At 67.7% G+C, this 18,409-nt stretch carries 18 protein-coding genes, 1 tRNA gene and 1 pseudogene; 14 read left to right on the top strand and 6 right to left on the bottom strand.

What is annotated here, in order from left to right; translation table 11 throughout:
* Positions 1-128: 128 nt before the first annotated feature.
* Positions 129-572, top strand: a complete 444-nt coding sequence (locus AB0O71_RS06310) for a CrcB family protein (protein WP_363743339.1) — start codon at positions 129-131, stop codon at positions 570-572.
* Complete coding sequence (locus tag AB0O71_RS06315; RefSeq protein WP_363743341.1) at positions 569-940, top strand: CrcB family protein; 372 nt, start codon at positions 569-571, stop codon at positions 938-940. Before AB0O71_RS06310 ends, AB0O71_RS06315 begins: the two co-directional genes overlap by 4 nt.
* Positions 941-980: 40 nt before the next feature.
* Here the strand turns inward: AB0O71_RS06315 and pdxY are convergent, their stop codons facing one another.
* The 3 genes from pdxY to AB0O71_RS06330 form a co-directional block, all read right to left on the bottom strand.
* A complete protein-coding gene (gene pdxY / locus AB0O71_RS06320; protein ID WP_363743343.1) occupies positions 981-1,832 on the bottom strand; it encodes a pyridoxal kinase PdxY in 852 nt (283 codons plus the stop codon).
* A gap of 84 nt (positions 1,833-1,916) precedes the next feature.
* On the bottom strand, positions 1,917-2,402 hold the full coding sequence (locus AB0O71_RS06325) for a pyridoxamine 5'-phosphate oxidase family protein (protein WP_363743345.1): 486 nt from the start codon (positions 2,400-2,402) through the stop codon (positions 1,917-1,919).
* A gap of 94 nt (positions 2,403-2,496) precedes the next feature.
* Positions 2,497-3,867, bottom strand: coding sequence for an FAD-linked oxidase C-terminal domain-containing protein (locus tag AB0O71_RS06330; protein ID WP_363743347.1), 1,371 nt, complete (start codon positions 3,865-3,867; stop codon positions 2,497-2,499).
* Between the two features lie 109 nt (positions 3,868-3,976).
* Here AB0O71_RS06330 and gluQRS point away from each other — a divergent pair, with 109 nt between their 5' ends.
* Complete coding sequence (gene gluQRS, locus AB0O71_RS06335) at positions 3,977-4,924, top strand: tRNA glutamyl-Q(34) synthetase GluQRS (RefSeq protein WP_363743349.1); 948 nt, start codon at positions 3,977-3,979, stop codon at positions 4,922-4,924.
* Here gluQRS and AB0O71_RS06340 read toward each other — a convergent pair.
* Positions 4,914-5,258 (bottom strand): spore germination protein GerW family protein, encoded by a 345-nt coding sequence (locus AB0O71_RS06340; protein ID WP_363743351.1) that lies wholly within the window; start codon positions 5,256-5,258, stop codon positions 4,914-4,916. The two genes, gluQRS and AB0O71_RS06340, sit on opposite strands and share 11 nt — an antisense overlap.
* Positions 5,259-5,281: 23 nt before the next feature.
* Complete coding sequence (locus tag AB0O71_RS06345; RefSeq protein WP_363743353.1) at positions 5,282-6,109, bottom strand: SGNH/GDSL hydrolase family protein; 828 nt, start codon at positions 6,107-6,109, stop codon at positions 5,282-5,284.
* Positions 6,110-6,203: 94 nt separating this feature from the next.
* On the opposite strand from AB0O71_RS06345, the gene AB0O71_RS06350 reads away from it, so the two are divergent.
* The 6 genes from AB0O71_RS06350 to mshC all read left to right on the top strand — a co-directional run bounded on the left by AB0O71_RS06350 (position 6,204) and on the right by mshC (position 12,255).
* Positions 6,204-8,015 (top strand): DEAD/DEAH box helicase, encoded by a 1,812-nt coding sequence (locus tag AB0O71_RS06350; protein ID WP_363743355.1) that lies wholly within the window; start codon positions 6,204-6,206, stop codon positions 8,013-8,015.
* Between the two features lie 131 nt (positions 8,016-8,146).
* Positions 8,147-8,231, top strand: a tRNA-Leu gene (locus AB0O71_RS06355).
* Between the two features lie 62 nt (positions 8,232-8,293).
* A complete protein-coding gene (locus AB0O71_RS06360) occupies positions 8,294-8,656 on the top strand; it encodes a hypothetical protein (RefSeq protein WP_363743357.1) in 363 nt (120 codons plus the stop codon).
* Between the two features lie 26 nt (positions 8,657-8,682).
* Positions 8,683-9,996: a M20/M25/M40 family metallo-hydrolase gene (locus tag AB0O71_RS06365; protein WP_363743359.1), complete on the top strand. Its 1,314-nt coding sequence runs from the start codon at positions 8,683-8,685 to the stop codon at positions 9,994-9,996.
* A 115-nt stretch (positions 9,997-10,111) separates the two neighbouring features.
* Complete coding sequence (locus AB0O71_RS06370; RefSeq protein WP_363743361.1) at positions 10,112-11,008, top strand: undecaprenyl-diphosphate phosphatase; 897 nt, start codon at positions 10,112-10,114, stop codon at positions 11,006-11,008.
* Entirely contained in the window at positions 11,005-12,255 is a 1,251-nt protein-coding gene (mshC, locus tag AB0O71_RS06375) for a cysteine--1-D-myo-inosityl 2-amino-2-deoxy-alpha-D-glucopyranoside ligase (RefSeq protein ID WP_363743364.1), read from the top strand. Before AB0O71_RS06370 ends, mshC begins: the two co-directional genes overlap by 4 nt.
* Here mshC and AB0O71_RS06380 read toward each other — a convergent pair.
* Complete coding sequence (locus AB0O71_RS06380) at positions 12,252-13,355, bottom strand: PAC2 family protein (protein WP_363743366.1); 1,104 nt, start codon at positions 13,353-13,355, stop codon at positions 12,252-12,254. The genes mshC and AB0O71_RS06380 overlap by 4 nt on opposite strands.
* A 41-nt stretch (positions 13,356-13,396) precedes the next feature.
* Here AB0O71_RS06380 and AB0O71_RS06385 point away from each other — a divergent pair.
* From AB0O71_RS06385 to AB0O71_RS06405, 5 genes and pseudogenes are all read left to right on the top strand, one after another.
* A pseudogene (locus AB0O71_RS06385) lies at positions 13,397-13,969 on the top strand (HAD family phosphatase); the annotation flags it as partial.
* A gap of 207 nt (positions 13,970-14,176) precedes the next feature.
* The gene (locus tag AB0O71_RS06390) at positions 14,177-15,205 is read left to right on the top strand and encodes a class I SAM-dependent methyltransferase (protein ID WP_363743534.1); all 1,029 of its coding nucleotides are present in this window, start codon (positions 14,177-14,179) and stop codon (positions 15,203-15,205) included.
* A 113-nt stretch (positions 15,206-15,318) separates the two neighbouring features.
* On the top strand, positions 15,319-16,245 hold the full coding sequence (locus AB0O71_RS06395) for a peptidylprolyl isomerase (protein WP_363743368.1): 927 nt from the start codon (positions 15,319-15,321) through the stop codon (positions 16,243-16,245).
* A gap of 8 nt (positions 16,246-16,253) precedes the next feature.
* Positions 16,254-17,384: a WYL domain-containing protein gene (locus AB0O71_RS06400; RefSeq protein ID WP_363743370.1), complete on the top strand. Its 1,131-nt coding sequence runs from the start codon at positions 16,254-16,256 to the stop codon at positions 17,382-17,384.
* Entirely contained in the window at positions 17,377-18,366 is a 990-nt protein-coding gene (locus AB0O71_RS06405) for a WYL domain-containing protein (protein ID WP_363743372.1), read from the top strand. The genes AB0O71_RS06400 and AB0O71_RS06405 overlap by 8 nt, the downstream gene beginning before the upstream one ends.
* Positions 18,367-18,409 lie beyond the last annotated feature (43 nt).

The raw sequence follows: 18,409 nt of genomic DNA on the forward strand, positions 1-18,409 counted from the left end.
AGTTCGTTATGCCGAACTTTCTTGCGATGCTAGCGCACTCATGGGCCTCGCGCGAGAGCTTTTCGCCGGTGCGAGCGGGTCTTCGGGCCGCGGAGGAGCGAATGAATGCGCCGCGTACACTGGTGTGCGTGACCCGACGAAAGCGACTGACCGACGTTGGTGTGGTCGCGCTCGGGGGAGCGGTGGGTTCGCTCGCACGAGTCGCAGTCTCGAACGCGATGGGTGCGCCTGCAGCGACCGGCGGCTTCCCGCTCGCGACGCTGACCGTCAATCTCATCGGAGCACTCGCCCTCGGTGCCCTCGTAGCAGTCGCCGTGCACCGCGGCGGCCCCCGATGGCATCGTGCTCGACTGCTTCTCGGTACCGGCGTGCTCGGAGGGTTCACCACCTACAGTCTGCTGGCCAGCGACCTCGCGACCGCGCTGCTCGAGGGTCAGGTCGCTCTGGCACTCGGATACGCTGCCGCGACGGTGCTGGGCGGGGCGGTTGTGAGCGGACTCGGTCTCTGCGCCGGGCGCTGGATCGCGGAGACGAGCGGGCGGCGCGGCCTGCCGGCGGAGCACACCCGATGAGCGGCATGTGGGTGACAATCGGCGTCGCGATCGCGGGTGGCATCGGCGCAGCCTCGCGGCACCTGGTCGACAGCGCGTTCTCGCCTCGCCTGCGCGCCCGTTTTCCGTGGGGCATTCTCACGGTGAACCTCACGGGGTCGTTCGTGATCGGCGTCGTGACGGGCCTCGCGCTGGAGCATCCCCTCGCGACCGTCGTCGCAACCGGTTTTCTCGGCGGGTACACGACGTTCAGCGCTGCGAGCGTCGACACCGTTCGTCTCGTGGCCGGGCGCCGCTACATCGCGGCACTCGCAAACGGTGTCGGCATGCTCGCCGCAGCTACGGGGCTCGCGGTGTGCGGAGTCCTACTCGGGCGCGGGCTCGCGTGACGGAACCGGGGCGGCGGGCGCGATTCTCGCGCACCGCCGCTCAGCGAACGCGGTGGGCCGTGAACCGCATATCGGGGTGAGCATAGGCGTCCTGCGCCTCCACGAGTTGCAGCTCACGCGTTCCCGCAGCATAGGTGCGCTCGAGCAGCGCGTACACGCTGGCCGTCGTGCGCTCGAGAGCCTCAGCGCCGTCGTGCGTGCGAAGGTAGTGCGCGGTGAACAGCGCCGCGGTGACGTCGCCCGAACCGTTGACCTTGAATGGCAGGCGCGGAGTCTCGATCGTCCAAGCGCCCGCTCCCGTCACTGCGAGCATCTCGATGACATCGTCGGGCCGCTCGGGCCGGTCGACGCTGGTGACCAGTACTGCGGCCGATCCGGCATCCCGTGCGAGGTCGACGGCGGCGAGCGTCGATTCGAGGCTGTCGGGGGTCGTGCCGGTGAGAAAGCCCAGCTCGAACTGGTTCGGGGTGATGATGTCGGCCTGCGGAACGACACGGTCGCGGATGAGCGTCTGCACCTCGGGAGACACATGGCACCCCGACCGCGCATTGCCGAGCACTGGGTCGCAGGCGTAGACCGCCTCGGGGTTCGCCCGCTTCACGCGAGCTACGGCATCGAGAATTGCATCGCCGATACTGTCGCCGCCCTGGTAGCCCGAGAGCACGGCATCCACGTCGGCGAGTCCGCCGCGTTCATCGATCCCCGTTACGATCTCGCGGATGTCGTCCCCCGACATCATGGGTCCGCGCCAGGATCCGTACCCGGTGTGGTTCGAGAACATGACGGTGAACACCGGCATGACGTCGACGCCGATGCGCTGCAGAGGAAACACCGCGGCCGAGTTGCCCACATGACCATACGACACCGAGGACTGAATCGAGAGGATACGCATGCCATCGATCCTGCCAGTGGTCCGCGTTCTGGACCAGTTGCGCCTGTCGGCGGCGGACCACAGGCGGGGGTTGTCGGACCGCGTCTAGAGCTCGGTGGTGCCGGAGCGACCTGGGCCCTCGCTGCCGGTGATCTTCGCCGCAGCGATCTTCACCGCTGCCATGACTCTGCCGCCGGGAACGCCCCAGTACTGGGCAGACTCCCCGGTGACCCGCAGGAGCCCGAGGTTCGGATCATCGATTCCGCCATCGAAGTACGCGTCGACCTCTCCGTCCCAGAGATCTTCGGCCTTCGCACGGTCGTCGACGAAGTCGGCGAGACCGGAAACGGAGAGCCAGCTGCCCGTCTCTGCGAAGGCGAGATTGACCTGCGGGTTCGAGCGGATGGCATCGGCCTGGTCCCCGTGCAATCCGATGAAGAACCACACCTCGCCGGAGTCCGTCACCTCCTGGGGAGTCATGGGATGCGAGACGATCTTTCCATCCGGAGTCGCAGTCGAGAGCATCACGAAGCGCTCTTCGCGCATCACATCGATCACAGTCTCCGGGGTCAGTTCGGTCGGTGCGCTCATATCAGCCTCCAGTCGATGGTGCGGGCCGTCGGATGAGGCCCGCTGCCGATTCTCATACTCCAGCCCCCCGAGCGGCAAGGCCGTTGACAGGCGGTTACACGGCGCGGCCCGGCGTGAGGGTCCCGAGGGGATCGAGTGCCGACTTGATCGCCAGTTGCACGTCGATCGCGACTGGGTCGAGCTGCCATCCGAGCTCGTGTCGTTTGACCGAACCGATACCGTGCTCGCCCGATATGGTGCCCCCGAGCGCGAGGGCGAGCCGGGTGATGTCATCGATCACCGCATCCGCCTCGCGGATGCCCGCTGGAGTGTCTGGTGACTCGACGGTGCTGTGTAGGTTGCCGTCGCCCGCGTGCGCGACCGTCGACACCCGCTTCCCGTGCCTCGCGGAGATCTCGGCGATGCCGTGGAAGACCTCCGCGAGAGCGGCTACCGGCACACCGACATCGCAGGAGATCTTGAGCCCGCGCGCATTGAGTGCCGGGTTCGAGAGACGTCGGGCTTCGAGCAATGCGTCGGTTTCCGATATCTCGGTATCATCCGCACCCAGGTCACGGCACATCGCGGTGATGGCTTCTGCCTGCGTCTGCGCGTCCCAGCCGACGGTCTGGCCGACGAGCATGGCGCCGGCGGGAACCGTCATCCCGCTGGGGTGGAACGACTCGATGATCTCCACACTCAAGGCATCCATCAGCTCGAGCACTTCGGGGCGCACTGCGCTGTTCACGATCGCCGTGACGGCTCGGCCGGCATCTTCGAGCTCGGCGAACCCGGCTCGGAACGTGCGCGGTGTGCCCGGCGGCACCGGCTTCAACCTCACGGTCGCCTCGGTGATGACGCCGAGGGTGCCTTCCGAGCCGACGAAGAGCCGCGTGAGGTCGTAGCCCACGACATTCTTTCGGGTGCGCGCGCCCGTGCGCATGACCCGTCCATCGGCGAGTACGACTTCGAGGGCGGCCACGGAGTCGCTGGTGACGCCGTGCGCGACGCAGCGCAGACCACCCGCGTTCGTGGCGATGTTTCCACCAACCGTGCTGATCCGCGCGCTCGCCGGGTCGGGTGGGAAGAAGAGACCGTGCAGGCGAGCGGCCGCATCGAGATCCGCGGTCACGACTCCGGGCTGCACCCGTGCGAGCCGATTGGGCACATCCACGTCGATGACGGCTCGCATGCGCTCCAGTGAGATGACGATGCCACCCGCGTAGGCCATTGCCCCGCCCGCGAGTCCCGTTCCCGCGCCTCGCACGCTGACGCGAACTCGATTTCGATTCGCCCAGGCGAGCGCGGCTGACACGTCGGCGGTCGATTCTGCCAGCACCACGGCGAGAGGCGCACCCTCGGAGACCGCACGCGATGTATCGAGCGCATAGGGTTCGATGAGCTCTGGATCGCGGACGAGGCGCGAACCCAGCTCGGTGGAGAGCTCGTCGACATCGGGGTGCGCCCCGGCGTGAGAATCGGACACGTTCGCCTCCTTGCGGTCGAACTCCAGCGTAGTGCCGCTCGACCCGGCGATTCCAGCGACTGAACCTGCGCACCGTGCGCATATGAGTGCGCATGAGAGGATGAACGGCATGTCGGGAGTGAACGGGGCCGGGCGATACGCTCCCAGCCCGTCGGGTGATCTGCACGTCGGAAACCTGCGCACCGCGCTTCTTGCGTGGTGCTTCGCCCGTGCAAGCGGACGGCGCTTCCTGATGCGCATCGAGGATCTGGATCGAGCGCGAGACGCCGGTGCCGCGACTCGGCAGTTGGAAGACCTGTCCCGCATCGGAATCGATTGGGATGAGGAGGCGGTGCTGCAATCGCGGCTCGGTGAGGCGCACGACGCCGCGATCGATCAGCTCGACGCGGCCGGACTCGTGTACGAGTGCACGTGCACGCGCGCCGATATTCTCGCCGCGCCGAGCGCGCCGCACGCTCCGCCCGGCGCGTATCCCGGTACCTGTCGCGACCGGAGCGACGCCGATCGTGCCCGCGAACGAGATCGAATCGCACCTCGCCGGCCCGCGCTCAGGCTGCGCGTGCCGACCGGCATGGCAGCGCCGGAATTCGTCGATCGTATTCTGGGCCGCGTCAGCGGTGAGATCGATGACTTCGTACTGCGTCGCGGGGACGGAACGGTCGCGTACAACCTGGCCGTAGTCGTCGACGATGCAGCCATGGGGATCGATCAGATCGTTCGAGGTGACGACCTGGCCCCATCGACCCCGAGGCACATCGTGCTGCAGCGCCTGTTGGAACTCCCGTCACCGCCGGCTGTGGAGTACGCTCACGTGCCGCTCGTACTCGGGGCCAGCGGCGCCCGCCTCGCCAAGCGCGATGGCGCCGTGACCCTTGCCGAACTGCGGGCTGACGGGGCGTCTGATGCCGGCGTGCTCGCGATGCTCGCTCGCTCGCTCGATCTCGCTTCATCGGGCGAACAAGTGAACGCCCAGCTCCTCCTCGAACGCTTCGACCCCGACGCCCTGCCGCGATCGCCCTGGGCCTGGCCGGGCGTGGTGAACTCCGCTACTTCTTGAGCGCCTTGATGATCCGTGCCAGCGCGCGGCCTGCCACCCACACGAACGGAGTGCCGACTGCAAGCAGTGCGATGATGTTGGGCTCGAAGCGCGTGGTGCCCTCGCGGGTGATGTAGGAGCCGACGGGCACGGAGAAACCGCCCCCGCCGCCGCCGGATCCCTCGCCCTGAGCGACGCCTTCTCCGGCGCCCGCGCCTTCACCGGCTCCGAAGCCGTAGGCCGTGTACGCCACGGGAATGAGTGTGGTGCCGTCGACCTCGACGGGGTCTCCGTACGCGGAGTGCACGCCGACCTCGACCAGGGTATCTGCGATCTGCTTCGTCAGGTGAGTCATGCGCCCCACCCTACTCGCTCGCTCTAGTCTTGGGCAGCCCCATGTCGCGATGCGCGCAACGAGGCCGCGACGGGTCGTTTCGCCTCGATGTGGTCTCCGGAGGAGACGTGCTTGATGCGTCTGATCACCCACGGCACGAAGTGCTCGCGTGCCCACACCACGTCTTCGCGTCGCGCCTCGCGCCAGCTGCGTTCGGGCAGGTCGGGCACATCGAGCGGAGCGAGATCATGGGGAACTCCGAGTGCGGCGAGCGCGGCGCGCGCGATCGTGTGGTGACCGAGCGCGTTGAGGTGCAGGCGATCACCGGCCCAGTAGCGGCTGTCGTGCAACTCGTCGAGCGCCCACTGGTCGACGACGATGCAGTCGTGGCGCTGCGCGACCTTGCGCACGTTCTCGTTGTAGATCGCGACCTTGCCGCGAATCGAGCGGAAGACGGGCTGAAAGGCCGTATCGACCCCGGTGAAGAGCATGATCGTGGCACCGCCGGCGCCCAGCCGCTCGACGACGCGCTCCAGCTTCGCCGCGACCTCGTCGGGGTCGGTGCCGGGGCGGATGACGTCATTGCCTCCCGCGCAGAGGCTGATGAGGTCGGGGCGCAGGTCAAGAGCTGCGTCGACCTGACTGTCGGCGATCTGTTGAATCAGCTTGCCGCGTACCGCGAGATTCGCGTAAGCGAAATCTTCGTCGAATTCGCTGAGCACCTCGGCGACGCGGTCGGCCCATCCGCGCAGTCCGCCGGGGCTGTCGGGGTCGGGATCGCCCACGCCCTCCGTGAACGAATCGCCGAGGGCCACGAAACGCGACCATGGAAGCTCGACCCGGGGCTGCTGAGCGTCGTCATCCTGTGCCATTGCTTACCTCTGAGTGTCTCGGAGTGCTGGGGGAGCCGCGCACGAGCCTCGACGAGGAGGCAGCGCACGGCATACAGCGATAGTCTAGAACGTCGTGACAGATTCGGACCCGGGCCTCCACCTTCCTGGGACGAGTGCAGCCGAGCACCTGCCGCCCGCGTACCCCGAACGCGCCGCGCACGGCACTGCGGGCACGCTGCGCGCCTGGCAGGAGGAGGCCATCAAACGCTATCTCGAGGCGGCGCCGCGCGATTTTCTCGCTTCGGCAACGCCGGGGGCAGGCAAGACGACATTCGCGCTCAGGCTCGCTGCGATCCTGCGCTCCAATCACACGGTGCGGCAGATCGTCGTCGTCGCACCGACGGAGCACCTCAAGACGCAGTGGGCCGACGCCGCGGCCCGCGCCGGCATTCGGTTGAACCCCAACTACTCCAACAGTGACGGGCTCGCATACGGCCGTCACTTCCACGGCGTGGCGGTCACGTACGCGCAGGTCGCCATGAAGCCGGTGCAGCACCGGTTGCTCACCGAGCACGAGGACACGCTCGTCATCATGGATGAGGTGCACCACGGCGGCGACGCGCTCAGCTGGGGCGACGCGATACGCGAGGCGTACGGCAACGCGAGGCGCAGGCTCTCGCTGACCGGAACCCCGTTCCGTTCCGATGAAGCGCCGATCCCGTTCGTGCAGTACGCGCCGCAGGGCGACGGGTCGCGGCTCTCGCTCACCGACTACGACTACGGGTACGGCCGAGCACTTGCCGATGGAATCGTGCGCCCGGTCATCTTCATGGTGTACGCGGGCAAGATGCGCTGGCAGACCTCCGCCGGTGAAGAGATGGAAGCCGCGCTCGGCGAGGGCAATACCAAAGATGTGACGTCGCAGGCCTGGCGGACTGCCCTCGATCCGGCGGGGGATTGGATCGGCAAGGTGCTGCGCGCCGCCGACCGACGACTCACCGAGGTGCGGCAGCAGGTGCATGACGCGGGGGGGTTGGTCATTGCGACGGATCACGCGTCTGCCCGGTCGTACGCCGCGCAGCTCAAGGAGATCACGGGGGAGGACGTCGCACTGATTCTCTCTGACGACGCGGGTGCCTCTGAGAAGATCGATGCGTTCTCGAGCGGAGAGCAACGATGGATGGTCGCGGTACGCATGGTGTCCGAAGGTGTCGACGTGCCGCGACTCTCGGTCGGGGTCTACGCGACGAGTTCGTCGACGCCGCTGTTCTTCGCCCAGGCGATCGGCCGGTTCGTGCGCTCGAGGCGCCGCGGCGAAGTCGCATCGGTCTTCATTCCGAACGTGCCGGCACTGATGCAGCTCGCCGCAGAACTCGAGAAGGAGCGCAACCATGTGCTCGAGGGGCCCAAGAGCGCGGAGGAGATGTGGGACGCCGAGGCCGCGCTCATGGCCGAGGCCGAGCGCGGCGACCAAGCGTCGTCAGAGTTGGTCGAGGGTGAGACCTTCGTCTACCAGGCGCTGGCGTCGGATGCGCACTTCGATCGTGCGGTTTTCGACGGGGCCGAGTTCGGCGGGTACGCAGAAGTCGAGACGGAGGAGGAGCTCGATTTCCTCGGATTCCCCGGGTTGCTCGAGCCGCAGGAGGTGAAAGCGCTGCTGCAGCAGCGGCAGGCGAAGCAGGCGCGTCGCAGCGCGGGGCGGCAGGGCATTCTCGAGCACGCGCCCGAGAAGGCGGAGTCGCCGGAGGCGCTGCATCGCACACTCGGGGAGCAGCGCAAGCTGTTGAGCTCACTGGTCGGCATGTACGCGAAAGTCTCGGGAGAAGCGCACAAGGATATTCACACCGAGCTGCGCCGAGTATGCGGCGGCCCCGCTGTCGCTCAGGCGTCGGTGACCCAATTGCAGAAGCGCATCGAGTTGCTCCGGCGCCGACTGCGCCCGTAATTCGTCCCGGATCGCGCGTGGGCGACGGCGACCCAACCCCGACGCGCGCGAGATCCTCGGCCGATTCGATCCGGTTCCGTCATCCGTGCTAAGTTATCTTCTGTTCGGCCGATGAAGGTTTCGAATCGTTCGCGCGGGTGGCGGAATGGCAGACGCGCTAGCTTGAGGTGCTAGTGCCCGTATTAGGGCGTGGGGGTTCAAGTCCCCCTCCGCGCACGTGAACGGAAGAGGCTCTCCGTAAGGGGGGCCTCTTTTGCGCGTGGAGTATCGTTCAAGAGATGAGCGATGCACGCGACAAGGAAACGGGTTCGGCCGCTCACGGCACGGACCCGACGAAGGTAACTCATCAACCCGCCCTGACCACCTCGGCGGGAACCCTCTGGGTCGTCATGGGTACATTGCTGCTTGTGGTGAGCTCTGTTCCACTGATCGGGCTCATCGCGTTACGGTCCGGCCCGGTGCGACCCGTGGCGATTGCTGCGGGCGTGCTCATGCTCGCATTCACGTGCGTGATCTTGGTCGCACGATTCGCAGTGCAGCGGGGGCCGCGTCGTCTCAGGATCATGGCGGCCTCGATGATTGCTTCGGCCGTGGTCGGAGTGCTCGGCCTGCTGATCTGTCTCGGGATCGAGCGCGGCTGAGAGCCGCCTCGGGCTACGCTGGGAGCATGAGCCTCGAGACCTCCGAGCACGCGCTGTCGGAAACGGCCCGCGTCGCACGCGACCTGATCCGCATCGACACGTCCAACCGGGGCGGCGGTGATGCGGAGCCCGAACTTCCGGCGGCCGAGTACGTCGCGGCGTATCTGCGCGAGCTCGGACTCGAGCCGGAGATCTACGAGACCGACCCCGGTCGCGCGAGCGTCATCGCACGGGTTGCGGGGGCCGACGCATCGCTGCCCGCACTGGTGCTCCACGGACACCTCGACGTCGTGCCGGCGGATCCCGCGAACTGGTCCGTCGACCCGTTCGCAGGCGTGATCAGAGACGGGATGCTGTGGGGGCGCGGCGCGGTCGACATGAAAGACATGGACGCCATGATCCTCACCGCCGTCGCCGAGCTGCTGCGGGGTGGCGAGCGGCCGCGACGCGACGTGATTCTCGCCTTCTTCGCCGATGAGGAGAACGGCGGCGTCTACGGTGCCCAGCATCTCGTACGACACCACCCCGAGCTGTTCGCGGGAGCGGAGACGGCCATCAGTGAGGTGGGCGGCTATTCGATCGACATCGCCGGCACGCGCGCGTACCTGATTCAGACGGGTGAGAAGTCGCTCGAGTGGATTCGGCTGCGGGCGCGCGGCACGGCCGCCCACGGCTCCCGCGTCTGGCACGACAACGCCGTGACCCGGCTCGCCGAAGCGATCGCAGCGCTCGGGCGGCACGAGTGGCCGGTCACCCTCACCGACACCACTCGTGATCTCGTAGATGCGATCGCCGAGATTCTCGGTGAGGATCCGCATCAGGTGTCTCCGGAGGACCTCGTACTGCGGCTCGGCAAGGGCGGCGGATTCATTCAGGCCAGCCTGCGCAGCACCAGCAACCCCACGGTGCTGCAGGCGGGCTACAAGCACAACGTCATTCCCGACACCGCGGAAGCCCTCGTCGACGTGCGCGCGCTCCCGGCGGATCAGGCGACCATCCTCGACCAGATCCGTGCAATCGTCGGCGACGACATCGAGCTCGAGCAGGTGCACTCGGATATCGGCCTCGAGGTGCCGTTCGCGGGCGAGCTCGTCGACGCCATGACGGCCTCCCTGAAGCGCGCCGATCCTGAGGCCCGCGTGCTGCCCTACCTGCTCTCGGGCGGCACCGATAACAAGTCGCTGGCACGTCTCGGCATCACGGGATACGGCTTCGCTCCACTGCGGCTTCCCGCGGATCTCGATTTTCCCGGCATGTTCCACGGCGTCGACGAGCGCGTGCCGCTCGAAGCCCTCGACTTCGGCCACGCCGTGCTCGCGGACCTGCTCCGCACCTACTAGTCCTCCTCGCCGCGCTCGGCCCTCACCGGTTTTCGGTGCGCCGTGAGCTAGTCTGGACGGCGGTCCAAACGCGGCGCGACGGTTTCGTAGACATCGCGCTGCCAGGAAAGGAATCATGGGAATCTTCGAGGCGATCCTCCTGGGCATCATTCAGGGACTCACCGAGTTTCTGCCCATCTCGTCGAGTGCGCACCTGCGCATCGCGAGCGAGCTGCTCGGCATCGGCGACGCGGGCGCCGCATTCACCGCAATCACGCAAATCGGCACCGAAGCGGCGGTCATCGTATTCTTCTGGCGCGATATCGTGAGAATCATCGGTCGCTGGTGGCAATCCCTCGGGGGCACGCGGGTGCCGCGCAACGATCCCGATGCGCTCATGGGCTGGTGGATCATCATCGGCACCGTTCCGATCGTCGTGCTCGGGCTGCTGTTCCAAGATCAGATCGAGACGACCCTTCGCTCGCTCTGGTTCGTCGCGATCAGCCTCATCGTGTTCGGCCTGCTGCTCGGCGTCGCCGATCGTGTCGGCAAGAAGTTCCGGCCGATCGAGAAGCTCACCTGGAAGCACGGCCTCATCTACGGTTTCGCGCAGGCGCTCGCGCTCATTCCCGGGGTCTCGCGCTCCGGAGGCACGATCACGGCTGGGCTCTTCATGGGATACACCCGTGAGGCCGCGGCACGGTATTCCTTCTTGCTGGCCATTCCCGCAGTGCTCGGATCGGGTTTCTACCAGGTGTTCAAAGCGCTGCGCGCTCCGGCCGGTGAGACTCCGATGGGGCTCACGATCGTCGCGACCGTGGTGGCCTTCGTCATCGCGCTCTTCGTGATCGGGCTGTTCATGAAGTACATCTCCAAGCGCAGCTTCATGCCGTTCGTGGTCTACCGCGTGGTGATCGGCGCGGTCATCATCGTGCTGCTCGCCACCGGCGTGCTCTCGGCCGACGGCGGTGCCTCGGTCGCCGAGGGCGCTGCGGGAGCGGCGCACGCGCTCACTGCAGGAGGCGCACGATGAGAACCTGGACCCCGCCCGAGGTTCCGCACCTGCCCGGAACCGGCAACGCGCCGAAGCTCTTCAATACGGCGACCGAGCGACTCGAGTACCCGGCCATCCCCGAGGGGCGCGCGCACCTGTATGTGTGCGGAATCACCCCGTACGACGCGACGCACCTTGGACACGCCTTCACCTACCTGGCCTTCGACATCATGCAGCGCGCATGGCGCGATGCCGGCATCGAGACGGTGTACGCGCAGAACATCACCGATATCGACGATCCTCTGCTTGAGCGGGCGAATGACACCGGCGCCGATTGGCGCGCGCTCGCGGATGAGCAGATCGGGCTCTTCCGCTCCGACATGCACCGTATGGGCATGCTGCCGCCCGAGCACTATGTCGCGGTGACCGAGTGCATCGACGAGATCGCCGACGCGGTGCGCGAACTGCTCGACCGCGGGTTCGCCTACACGGTACCGACCGAGGGCTCGGCCGGTGACGACATCTACTTCGACACGAGTGCCGCTGAGCGCGACTCGCAGTGGCGGCTCGGCGATGTCGCGCCGTACGATCACGACGTGATGCTGCGCCTCAGCGCCGAGCGCGGGGGCGACCCGGAGAGACCCGGGAAGCGCGGTCCGCTCGATCCGCTGCTCTGGCGAGCGGCTCGCGATGGGGAGCCGAGTTGGGAGAGCGCGGTCGGCGCCGGCAGGCCGGGGTGGCACATCGAATGCTCCGTGATCGCGCGCGGCGCGCTCGGGGGAGCGTTCACCGTGCAGGGAGGCGGATCCGACCTCGTCTTCCCGCATCACGAGTTCACCGCCGCACACGCCACTGCTCTGTCGGACACGCCGCTCGCGCACGCATACTGCCACGCGGGCCTGGTGTCGTACCAGGGGCACAAGATGTCGAAGTCGCGCGGCAACCTCGTCTTCGTGTCGAAGCTGCTGGATGGCGGCGCCGACCCGTCTGCGATCCGCCTCGGCCTGCTCGCCCATCACTACCGATCAGAGTGGGAGTGGCACGACAGCGACCTCGAGGTGGCCCATCGCAGGCTCGAGGCCTGGCGGTCGGGGCTGCAGCGCACGAGCGCTGACCCCACGTCGGCGGCTGCCGTGCTGCGACAGCTGCGTTCGGCGATCGCCAACGATCTCGACACGCCCGTGATGCTGGCGACGCTCGATGCAGCCCTCGATCAGGGGGTGGATTCGCCCGCGCTCGTCGCCGACGCCGTGCTCGCACTGCTCGGAGTGCAGCTGGACAGCTAACGCTGCGGTGCGTCGGGCTGATCGTCGCCGTCGGGCTGATCGTCACCGGCGGGGTGGCCTTCTCCCGCCGCGTCGGCGTTCGGTGTATCGGCCTCAGGCGCGAGACCGGGCGTGACCGGCCGATCCGCAGGGCTCTGGGGAAGCTCGATGTCGCGGGCGAAGCGCTGCCCGCCCTTCAGGAACTTCTCGAACTCGAGCGCGATCGCGTCGCCCGTCGTTTCGGCGGCGAGTTCTTCATCGCGCGATTCCTCGAGGCGACGAATGTAGCGCGACATCTCCTCGTCGGCGTCGGCGATGCGGTTGATGTTCGCCTCCCACTCATTGGCCTGCACGAGCAGTTCGCCCCGGGGTATGACGATGTCGAGCAGCTCCTCGAGCTTGTCGAGCAGCGCGAGTGAGGCCTTGGGCGACGGCGTGCTGTGCACGTAATGCGGCACCTGCGCCCAGAGCGAGAGCGTTTCGATCCCAGCCTCCGCGAGTGCGAGGTCGATGACCGTGGAGATGCCGGCCGGGCCCTCGTAGCTGCTGCGAACAGCCCCCGCGGCATCACGTCGCGCCTCGTGCTCGGAGGTCACGGTCGTCACGATGGGCCGCGTGTGGGGCGCGTCTGAGAACATCGATCCGAGAATGATGACGAGGTCGATCGCCCACACGTCCACGAGCTCGACGATCTCATCGGCGAAGTTCTGCCAGTCTCTCGCAGGCTCCACGCCGGCGAGAAGGAAGAGATCGCGTACCGGGCTTCCGTCGATGCGCCGCACGGTATCGCTCTCAGCCGGATCGGCGGTCTGCGCCGGATCGGCGGCCTGGGCGGCACCAGGCGCACCACTCGTGCCTGTCGATCCTCCCGGGCGCTGCACAGGGCCGAACAGCCGAGTGTCGGGCCATTCGAGCACGCGTTTACCGGTCTCGTCGAACAAGACCTTCGGCCGGTGCACCTGGAAGTCGACGTAGCCTTCGGCGCCGATCTCATGCAGCACCTCGGCGTCGATCAGTCCGCCGAGATGCTGCAGTACCTCGGTGGTCGCGTCGCCGGCGTCGCTCCATCCCTGGAACGCGACAATCAGTACGCGGGAGCTCGGAACGGAGGGTGTGGACATACGCTCCAGCGTATCTGCTGACGAACAGTAGACTGATTCGGATGAATGCATTCCTCTCTGAGCGGACACTCGACGCACGTCCCGCCGCCGTCCTCTGGGACATGGACGGCACCCTGATCGATTCAGAACCCCTCTGGCTCTCCGCTGAACTCTCGATGCTCGGTCGCTACGGGATCGAACTGACCCCCGAGATCCGCACCCAGCTCATCGGCTCGGGTCTCAGCGCCGCAGCGCGCCGCTTCCAGGAACTCGGAGTGCCGTTGGAGGTCGATGAGATCATCGCGGAGTGGACGGCCGGTGTCGTCGCCGGCCTCACCGCTTCAGAGCCGTTGTGGCGCCCGGGTGCAGTGGAACTGCTGGAATCGTTGCGAGACGCGGGGATTCCGTGCGCGCTCGTGACCATGGCCGTGCGGCAGATCGCCGACACCGTCGTCGCCCTGTTGCCCGACTCGCTTTTCGCGCACGTGCTCGGTGGCGATGAAGTCACCCACGAGAAGCCGCATCCGGAGCCGTACCTCATGGGTGCCGCAGCGCTCGGAGTCGATATCTCCGAGTGCGTCGCTCTCGAAGATTCGATCACCGGTCTCCGCTCTGCCCACGCGTCCGGCGCCGTCGCCGTCGGCATCCCGAATCTGCTCGACCTGTCGGAGGCGCCGGCGCACGAGATCTGGCAGTCGCTCGACGGCGTCGACGCGACGGTGCTCAGCGAGCGCTACGCGACGCTTCGGGGAGCGGTTGGCGCGAATCGGCACGACGCGCCCGTCGCACCTCATGCGGGCGGAGCGGCCAGCGAAGCGGAGACGCCCGAAAGCGGCCCGGCGATCCGCGGCCCCTTCCAGTTCGGCGATCGTGTGCAGCTCACGGGGCCGAAGGGGCGGTTGAACACGATCACCCTGGTGCACGACGGCGAGTTCCACAGCCATCGCGGCGTCATTCCCCACGCCGACATCGTCGGGCGCCCCGATGCGTCGGTGGTGACCAACAGCAGCGGTGAGGAGTACCTCGCGCTGCGCCCGCTGCTCTCAGATTTCGTGATGTCCATGCCCAGGGGTGCCGCGATCGTGTACCCGAAGGATGCGGCGCAGATCCTCTCGCTCGCCGACGTCTTCCCCGGCGCTCGCGTGGTCGAAGCCGGAGTCGGGTCGGGCGCTCTCTCCCTGCATCTGCTCCGAGGGATCGGGCCGGAAGGCTCGCTGTACTCGTTCGAGCGTCGCGAGGAGTTCGCGGAGATCGCGACGGGAAACGTCGTGGCGTTCTCGGGCAGCGTCCCGGAGAATTGGACCGTTACCGTGGGCGATCTGCAGGAGACCCTTCCCGCCGTTTGCGCGTCGGGAACCATCGATCGAGTCGTGCTCGACATGCTCGCTCCGTGGGAGTGCGTGGACGTTGCAGCGGAGGCGCTGGCGCCCGGTGGCGTGCTCATCTGCTACGTGGCCACCGTGACCCAGCTCTCCCGCACGGTCGAGCAGATTCGTCGCAACGGCGGGTTCGCCCACGCCCAGGCATCCGAGACGCTGGTGCGCGGGTGGCACGTGGAAGGGCTGGCGGTGCGCCCCGACCACCGCATGGTCGCGCACACGGGCTTCCTCGTCACGGCTCGGCGCCTTGCCCCCGGCACGGTGCTTCCCGAGCTGAAGCGCCGCGCGTCGAAGAGCGATTTCAGCGAGACCGATCTCGGCAGCTGGCTGCCCGATCTCGGCCCAGAGGGAGACGCCCCCGAGAGTGCGGCCGTGTGGACGCCCGAGGCGGTCGGCGAGCGCAGCAAGAGTGACAAGGTGCTGCGCAAGAAGGTGCGCGAGACCCAGCAGTTCGCGCGGGAGCGCGGCGGAGACCTGCCGGGCGCCGAGTAGTCGGGCGGGCGCGGATCGCCGGCCGTCACCTCGGCACCGTGGGTCGCGCGCGTGCGCCCAGTCGCGGTTCGATAAGATGGCGGGGTTCACGTCGGCTTCCTCGAGAGGTGCTCATGCTCCGTCGCTTCATTCCCGCTACCGCAGCTGCTGCGCTGCTCCTCGCCGGAGCGACCGGCTGCAGCGCGCAGCAGGCGCAGGCTTCTGACTGCACGACGATGCTCCAGCCGGGCGCATTGAGCGACGGCACGACGGTTCTGGGCGGCTTCGGCGAAATGCCAGAGATCTCCGCCCCGGAAGATATCGAGATCCTCTCCTCACAGCGCACCGTCGTCGAATCGGGCGATTCGGACGGACACGTCGCTGGCGAGCAGTCCCTGGTGGGCGTCAATGTGGCGTTCTTCGATGCGGCGACGGGGGACACGCTCTTCGAGGGCGGAGGCTTCGGCGATGCATCGCAGCCGACGCAGCCGCTGCTCGTCGCTGAGGAGACCGCGAACCCATTGAGTGAGGCCGTGCGGTGCACGGTTCCCGGGGATCGCGTCGTGCTCGCGCTCGCACCGGGCGAGAGCGAGCAGCTCGCGGGGCAGCTCGGCGCCACGGGCGTCGACGCCGTGATCGGCGTGATCGACGTGGTCACGACCGCACCGACGGCATCGGAGGGCCCGGCTCGAGGCCTGCCCAACGGGTTCCCCGCCGTGGTCACCGACGATGAGGGACGCGCCGGCGTCGTGCTGCCGCCGACCGAGGCCCCGGCAGGCACCACTTCCGCCGTGCGCATCGAGGGCGACGGGGCTGAAGTCACCGCCACGGATAACGTGATCGCACAGGTGCTGGCCGTCGGCTGGGACGGTACGGAGCAGGAGAACACCTGGGATACGGGGCTCAAGCTGCTCTACACCGAGGCCGATATCGCGCAGTCGGGTACCACGTATCGCGCTGAGCTCACGGGCAAGCCCGTCGGGTCGCAGGTCGTCATCGTCGAGAACGAGGATGGCGCGAACGCTCGAGTCGTGGTGGTCGACATCCTCGGCGTCAGCTGAGGCGGGACGTGCCGAGCAGCGCGGCAGCTCCTGGCCCCGCCGAGCGGCGGGCCGACCGTCGGCAGCGTTCTGCCGTGCCGAGTGAGCAGCGGCTCTTCAGCCTCGTGCTCGCCCTCGTCGTGAGCCCGTTCGGCGCCACGAAACGCGAACTGCTCTCGTCGGTGTACGGCTACGCCGACCGATACCGGCACGGAGAAACGAGCGTGGCACTCGACAAGCAGTTCGAGCGCGACAAGGATCAATTGCGCACGCTCGGAATCCACATCGAAACGTTCGAAGATCCGCACGAAACCGGCAACAATCAGCTCACGCGGTACCGCATCTCGAAGGAGCGGTTGCAGTTCCCGGCAGATCTCCGGTTTTCCGAACGCGAGCTCATGCTGCTCCGGCTTGCGGCACTCGCCTGGAGCGAGGGAAGCCTCAACGCAGAGTCGCGCCGAGCTGCCATGAAGCTCGAAGCGCTGGGGGCGGGCCTCGACGTACAGCATCTCGGCATCGCGCCCCGCCTCGGTGCGGCGGAAACGTCGGCTGTGCCTCTGCAGCGCGCAATCGATGCCGGGCGCGCGGTGCGATTCGCATATCGTTTGCCGGATCGGGCGACCGCCCTGCCGCGAAGGGTGGCGCCCCTGCGGCTGCATCGAGCGGAGGGTCGCTGGCACCTGATCTCCTGGGACCTCGAACGTGACGCAGCTCGCACGTTCCTGCTCGCGCGTATCGAGGGGCGCGTGCAGCAGCTCAGCGAGGAGATCGATCCTGAACTGCGTCTGCGCGCAGATGCCGCGGTAGCCGATCTCGAGCGCTTGCACGCGGAGCGGCGCGCCGTGCTCTGCGTGCGGCGGGGGAGTATCGCGGAGGCTCGTCTGATGTCACGGACCAATGTTGATGCGGCGTCGCGGCCCGCGCGGTGCGGCGCGAGCGATCATCATGAACTCGAGGTCGGCGTCCTCGACCTCCACATCTTCTCGAGTGAGCTGATCGGCTACGGAGCGGATGTGTCCGTGTGCGAGCCGGCGCAGCTCCGCGAACTCGTCGTCGCGGGACTGCGACGCATCGCCGCGGTACATGAGGCGCTCCCCGCCTCAGCCGGCGACGACGCCGGGCGACAGGCAACGGGTCAGGGGAGCGCAGTCGATGCGTAAACAGGTGCTCGCTCCCGAGCGCGTCACGTTTCTCCTCTCGCTCGTCGCATACCTGCGCGACACCGGCCCGTCGACCGTCGCGGAGCTCGCGGAGCGCTTTTCGGTTCCACCGGAACTGGTGCGCACCCTGGTGCGGTTTCTCGGCACCGCCGGCGTACCGGGCGAGACGTTGAACTACCCTGACGAGGATCTCTTCGACATCGATTGGGATGCGCTCGAGCAGCAGGATCTGGTGAGTCTCACCCGAACGGTCGCGGTCGACGACGCTCCACGCTTCGCACCGTTGGAAACGGCGGCCCTCATCGCCGGCTTGCAGGCGCTCACCGGCATGCTCGGACCCGAGGACGCGGCACTGGCGCGTGCGACCGCGGCGAAACTCGGGTCTGCGCTCGGGGCCGCCCCGGAAGCATCGATGTCGGTCGCCAGCGGCCCTGGAGAGGCTCTGCTGCCGCGGCTGGTGGCGGCGATCGAGGCGAATCTGACCGTCTCATTCGTCTACCGCGACACCACCGGTTCCGATTCCCGGCGAACCGTCAGGCCGCGCTCGCTCACGCAGGGCGCCGGCACCTGGTATCTGCGCGGGTACTGCTTCGATCGCGAGGCGGATCGGACCTTCCGAGTCGACCAGATGCGGGAGATCACGATTGCCTCAGCTTCGAGCGACAGCACCGGCGAAGCGGTGGCGCGCGCAGCGGAGGCGACGGCGGTCGGCACTGGCCGCCCGGATGCCGCCGCGACCGGCGTCTCCATCATCGCGCGGGTGTCTGAAGCCGCGCTCGCGCAGCTCGCCGGATTCGCTCCCGAGGTGATGGAGCAGGGCGACGACGGGCTCCTGCGGGTGCGTATCGCAGCCTGGCACCGTGGCACAGCCGTGCAGATCGTGCAGGTGCTCCCCGGAAGCATCGAGATCGAGTCTCCCGAGTCGGCGCGTGCGGCGGTGCGTGAGTGGACGGAGCGCGCTCTCGCCGCATACGGGGCATAGCCGATTCAGACGTTTGCGGCGCATCGCTGAGATACACTGAACC

Origin of the sequence: Leucobacter sp. NPDC077196, assembly GCF_040687075.1 — a bacterium.
In the GTDB taxonomy this organism is placed as follows: domain Bacteria; phylum Actinomycetota; class Actinomycetes; order Actinomycetales; family Microbacteriaceae; genus Leucobacter.

Bases quoted from the DNA above. Each gene is read 5' to 3' on its own strand.
- AB0O71_RS06315 (WP_363743341.1), top strand. From the start codon at position 569: ATGAGCGGCATGTGGGTGACAATCGGCGTCGCGATCGCGGGTGGCATC.
- pdxY (WP_363743343.1), bottom strand. From the start codon at position 1,832: ATGCGTATCCTCTCGATTCAGTCCTCGGTGTCGTATGGTCATGTGGGC.
- AB0O71_RS06325 (WP_363743345.1), bottom strand. From the start codon at position 2,402: ATGAGCGCACCGACCGAACTGACCCCGGAGACTGTGATCGATGTGATG.
- gluQRS (WP_363743349.1), top strand. From the start codon at position 3,977: ATGTCGGGAGTGAACGGGGCCGGGCGATACGCTCCCAGCCCGTCGGGT.
- AB0O71_RS06340 (WP_363743351.1), bottom strand. From the start codon at position 5,258: ATGACTCACCTGACGAAGCAGATCGCAGATACCCTGGTCGAGGTCGGC.
- AB0O71_RS06345 (WP_363743353.1), bottom strand. From the start codon at position 6,109: ATGGCACAGGATGACGACGCTCAGCAGCCCCGGGTCGAGCTTCCATGG.
- AB0O71_RS06360 (WP_363743357.1), top strand. From the start codon at position 8,294: ATGAGCGATGCACGCGACAAGGAAACGGGTTCGGCCGCTCACGGCACG.
- AB0O71_RS06365 (WP_363743359.1), top strand. From the start codon at position 8,683: ATGAGCCTCGAGACCTCCGAGCACGCGCTGTCGGAAACGGCCCGCGTC.
- AB0O71_RS06370 (WP_363743361.1), top strand. From the start codon at position 10,112: ATGGGAATCTTCGAGGCGATCCTCCTGGGCATCATTCAGGGACTCACC.
- mshC (WP_363743364.1), top strand. From the start codon at position 11,005: ATGAGAACCTGGACCCCGCCCGAGGTTCCGCACCTGCCCGGAACCGGC.
- AB0O71_RS06380 (WP_363743366.1), bottom strand. From the start codon at position 13,355: ATGTCCACACCCTCCGTTCCGAGCTCCCGCGTACTGATTGTCGCGTTC.
- AB0O71_RS06395 (WP_363743368.1), top strand. From the start codon at position 15,319: ATGCTCCGTCGCTTCATTCCCGCTACCGCAGCTGCTGCGCTGCTCCTC.
- AB0O71_RS06405 (WP_363743372.1), top strand. From the start codon at position 17,377: ATGCGTAAACAGGTGCTCGCTCCCGAGCGCGTCACGTTTCTCCTCTCG.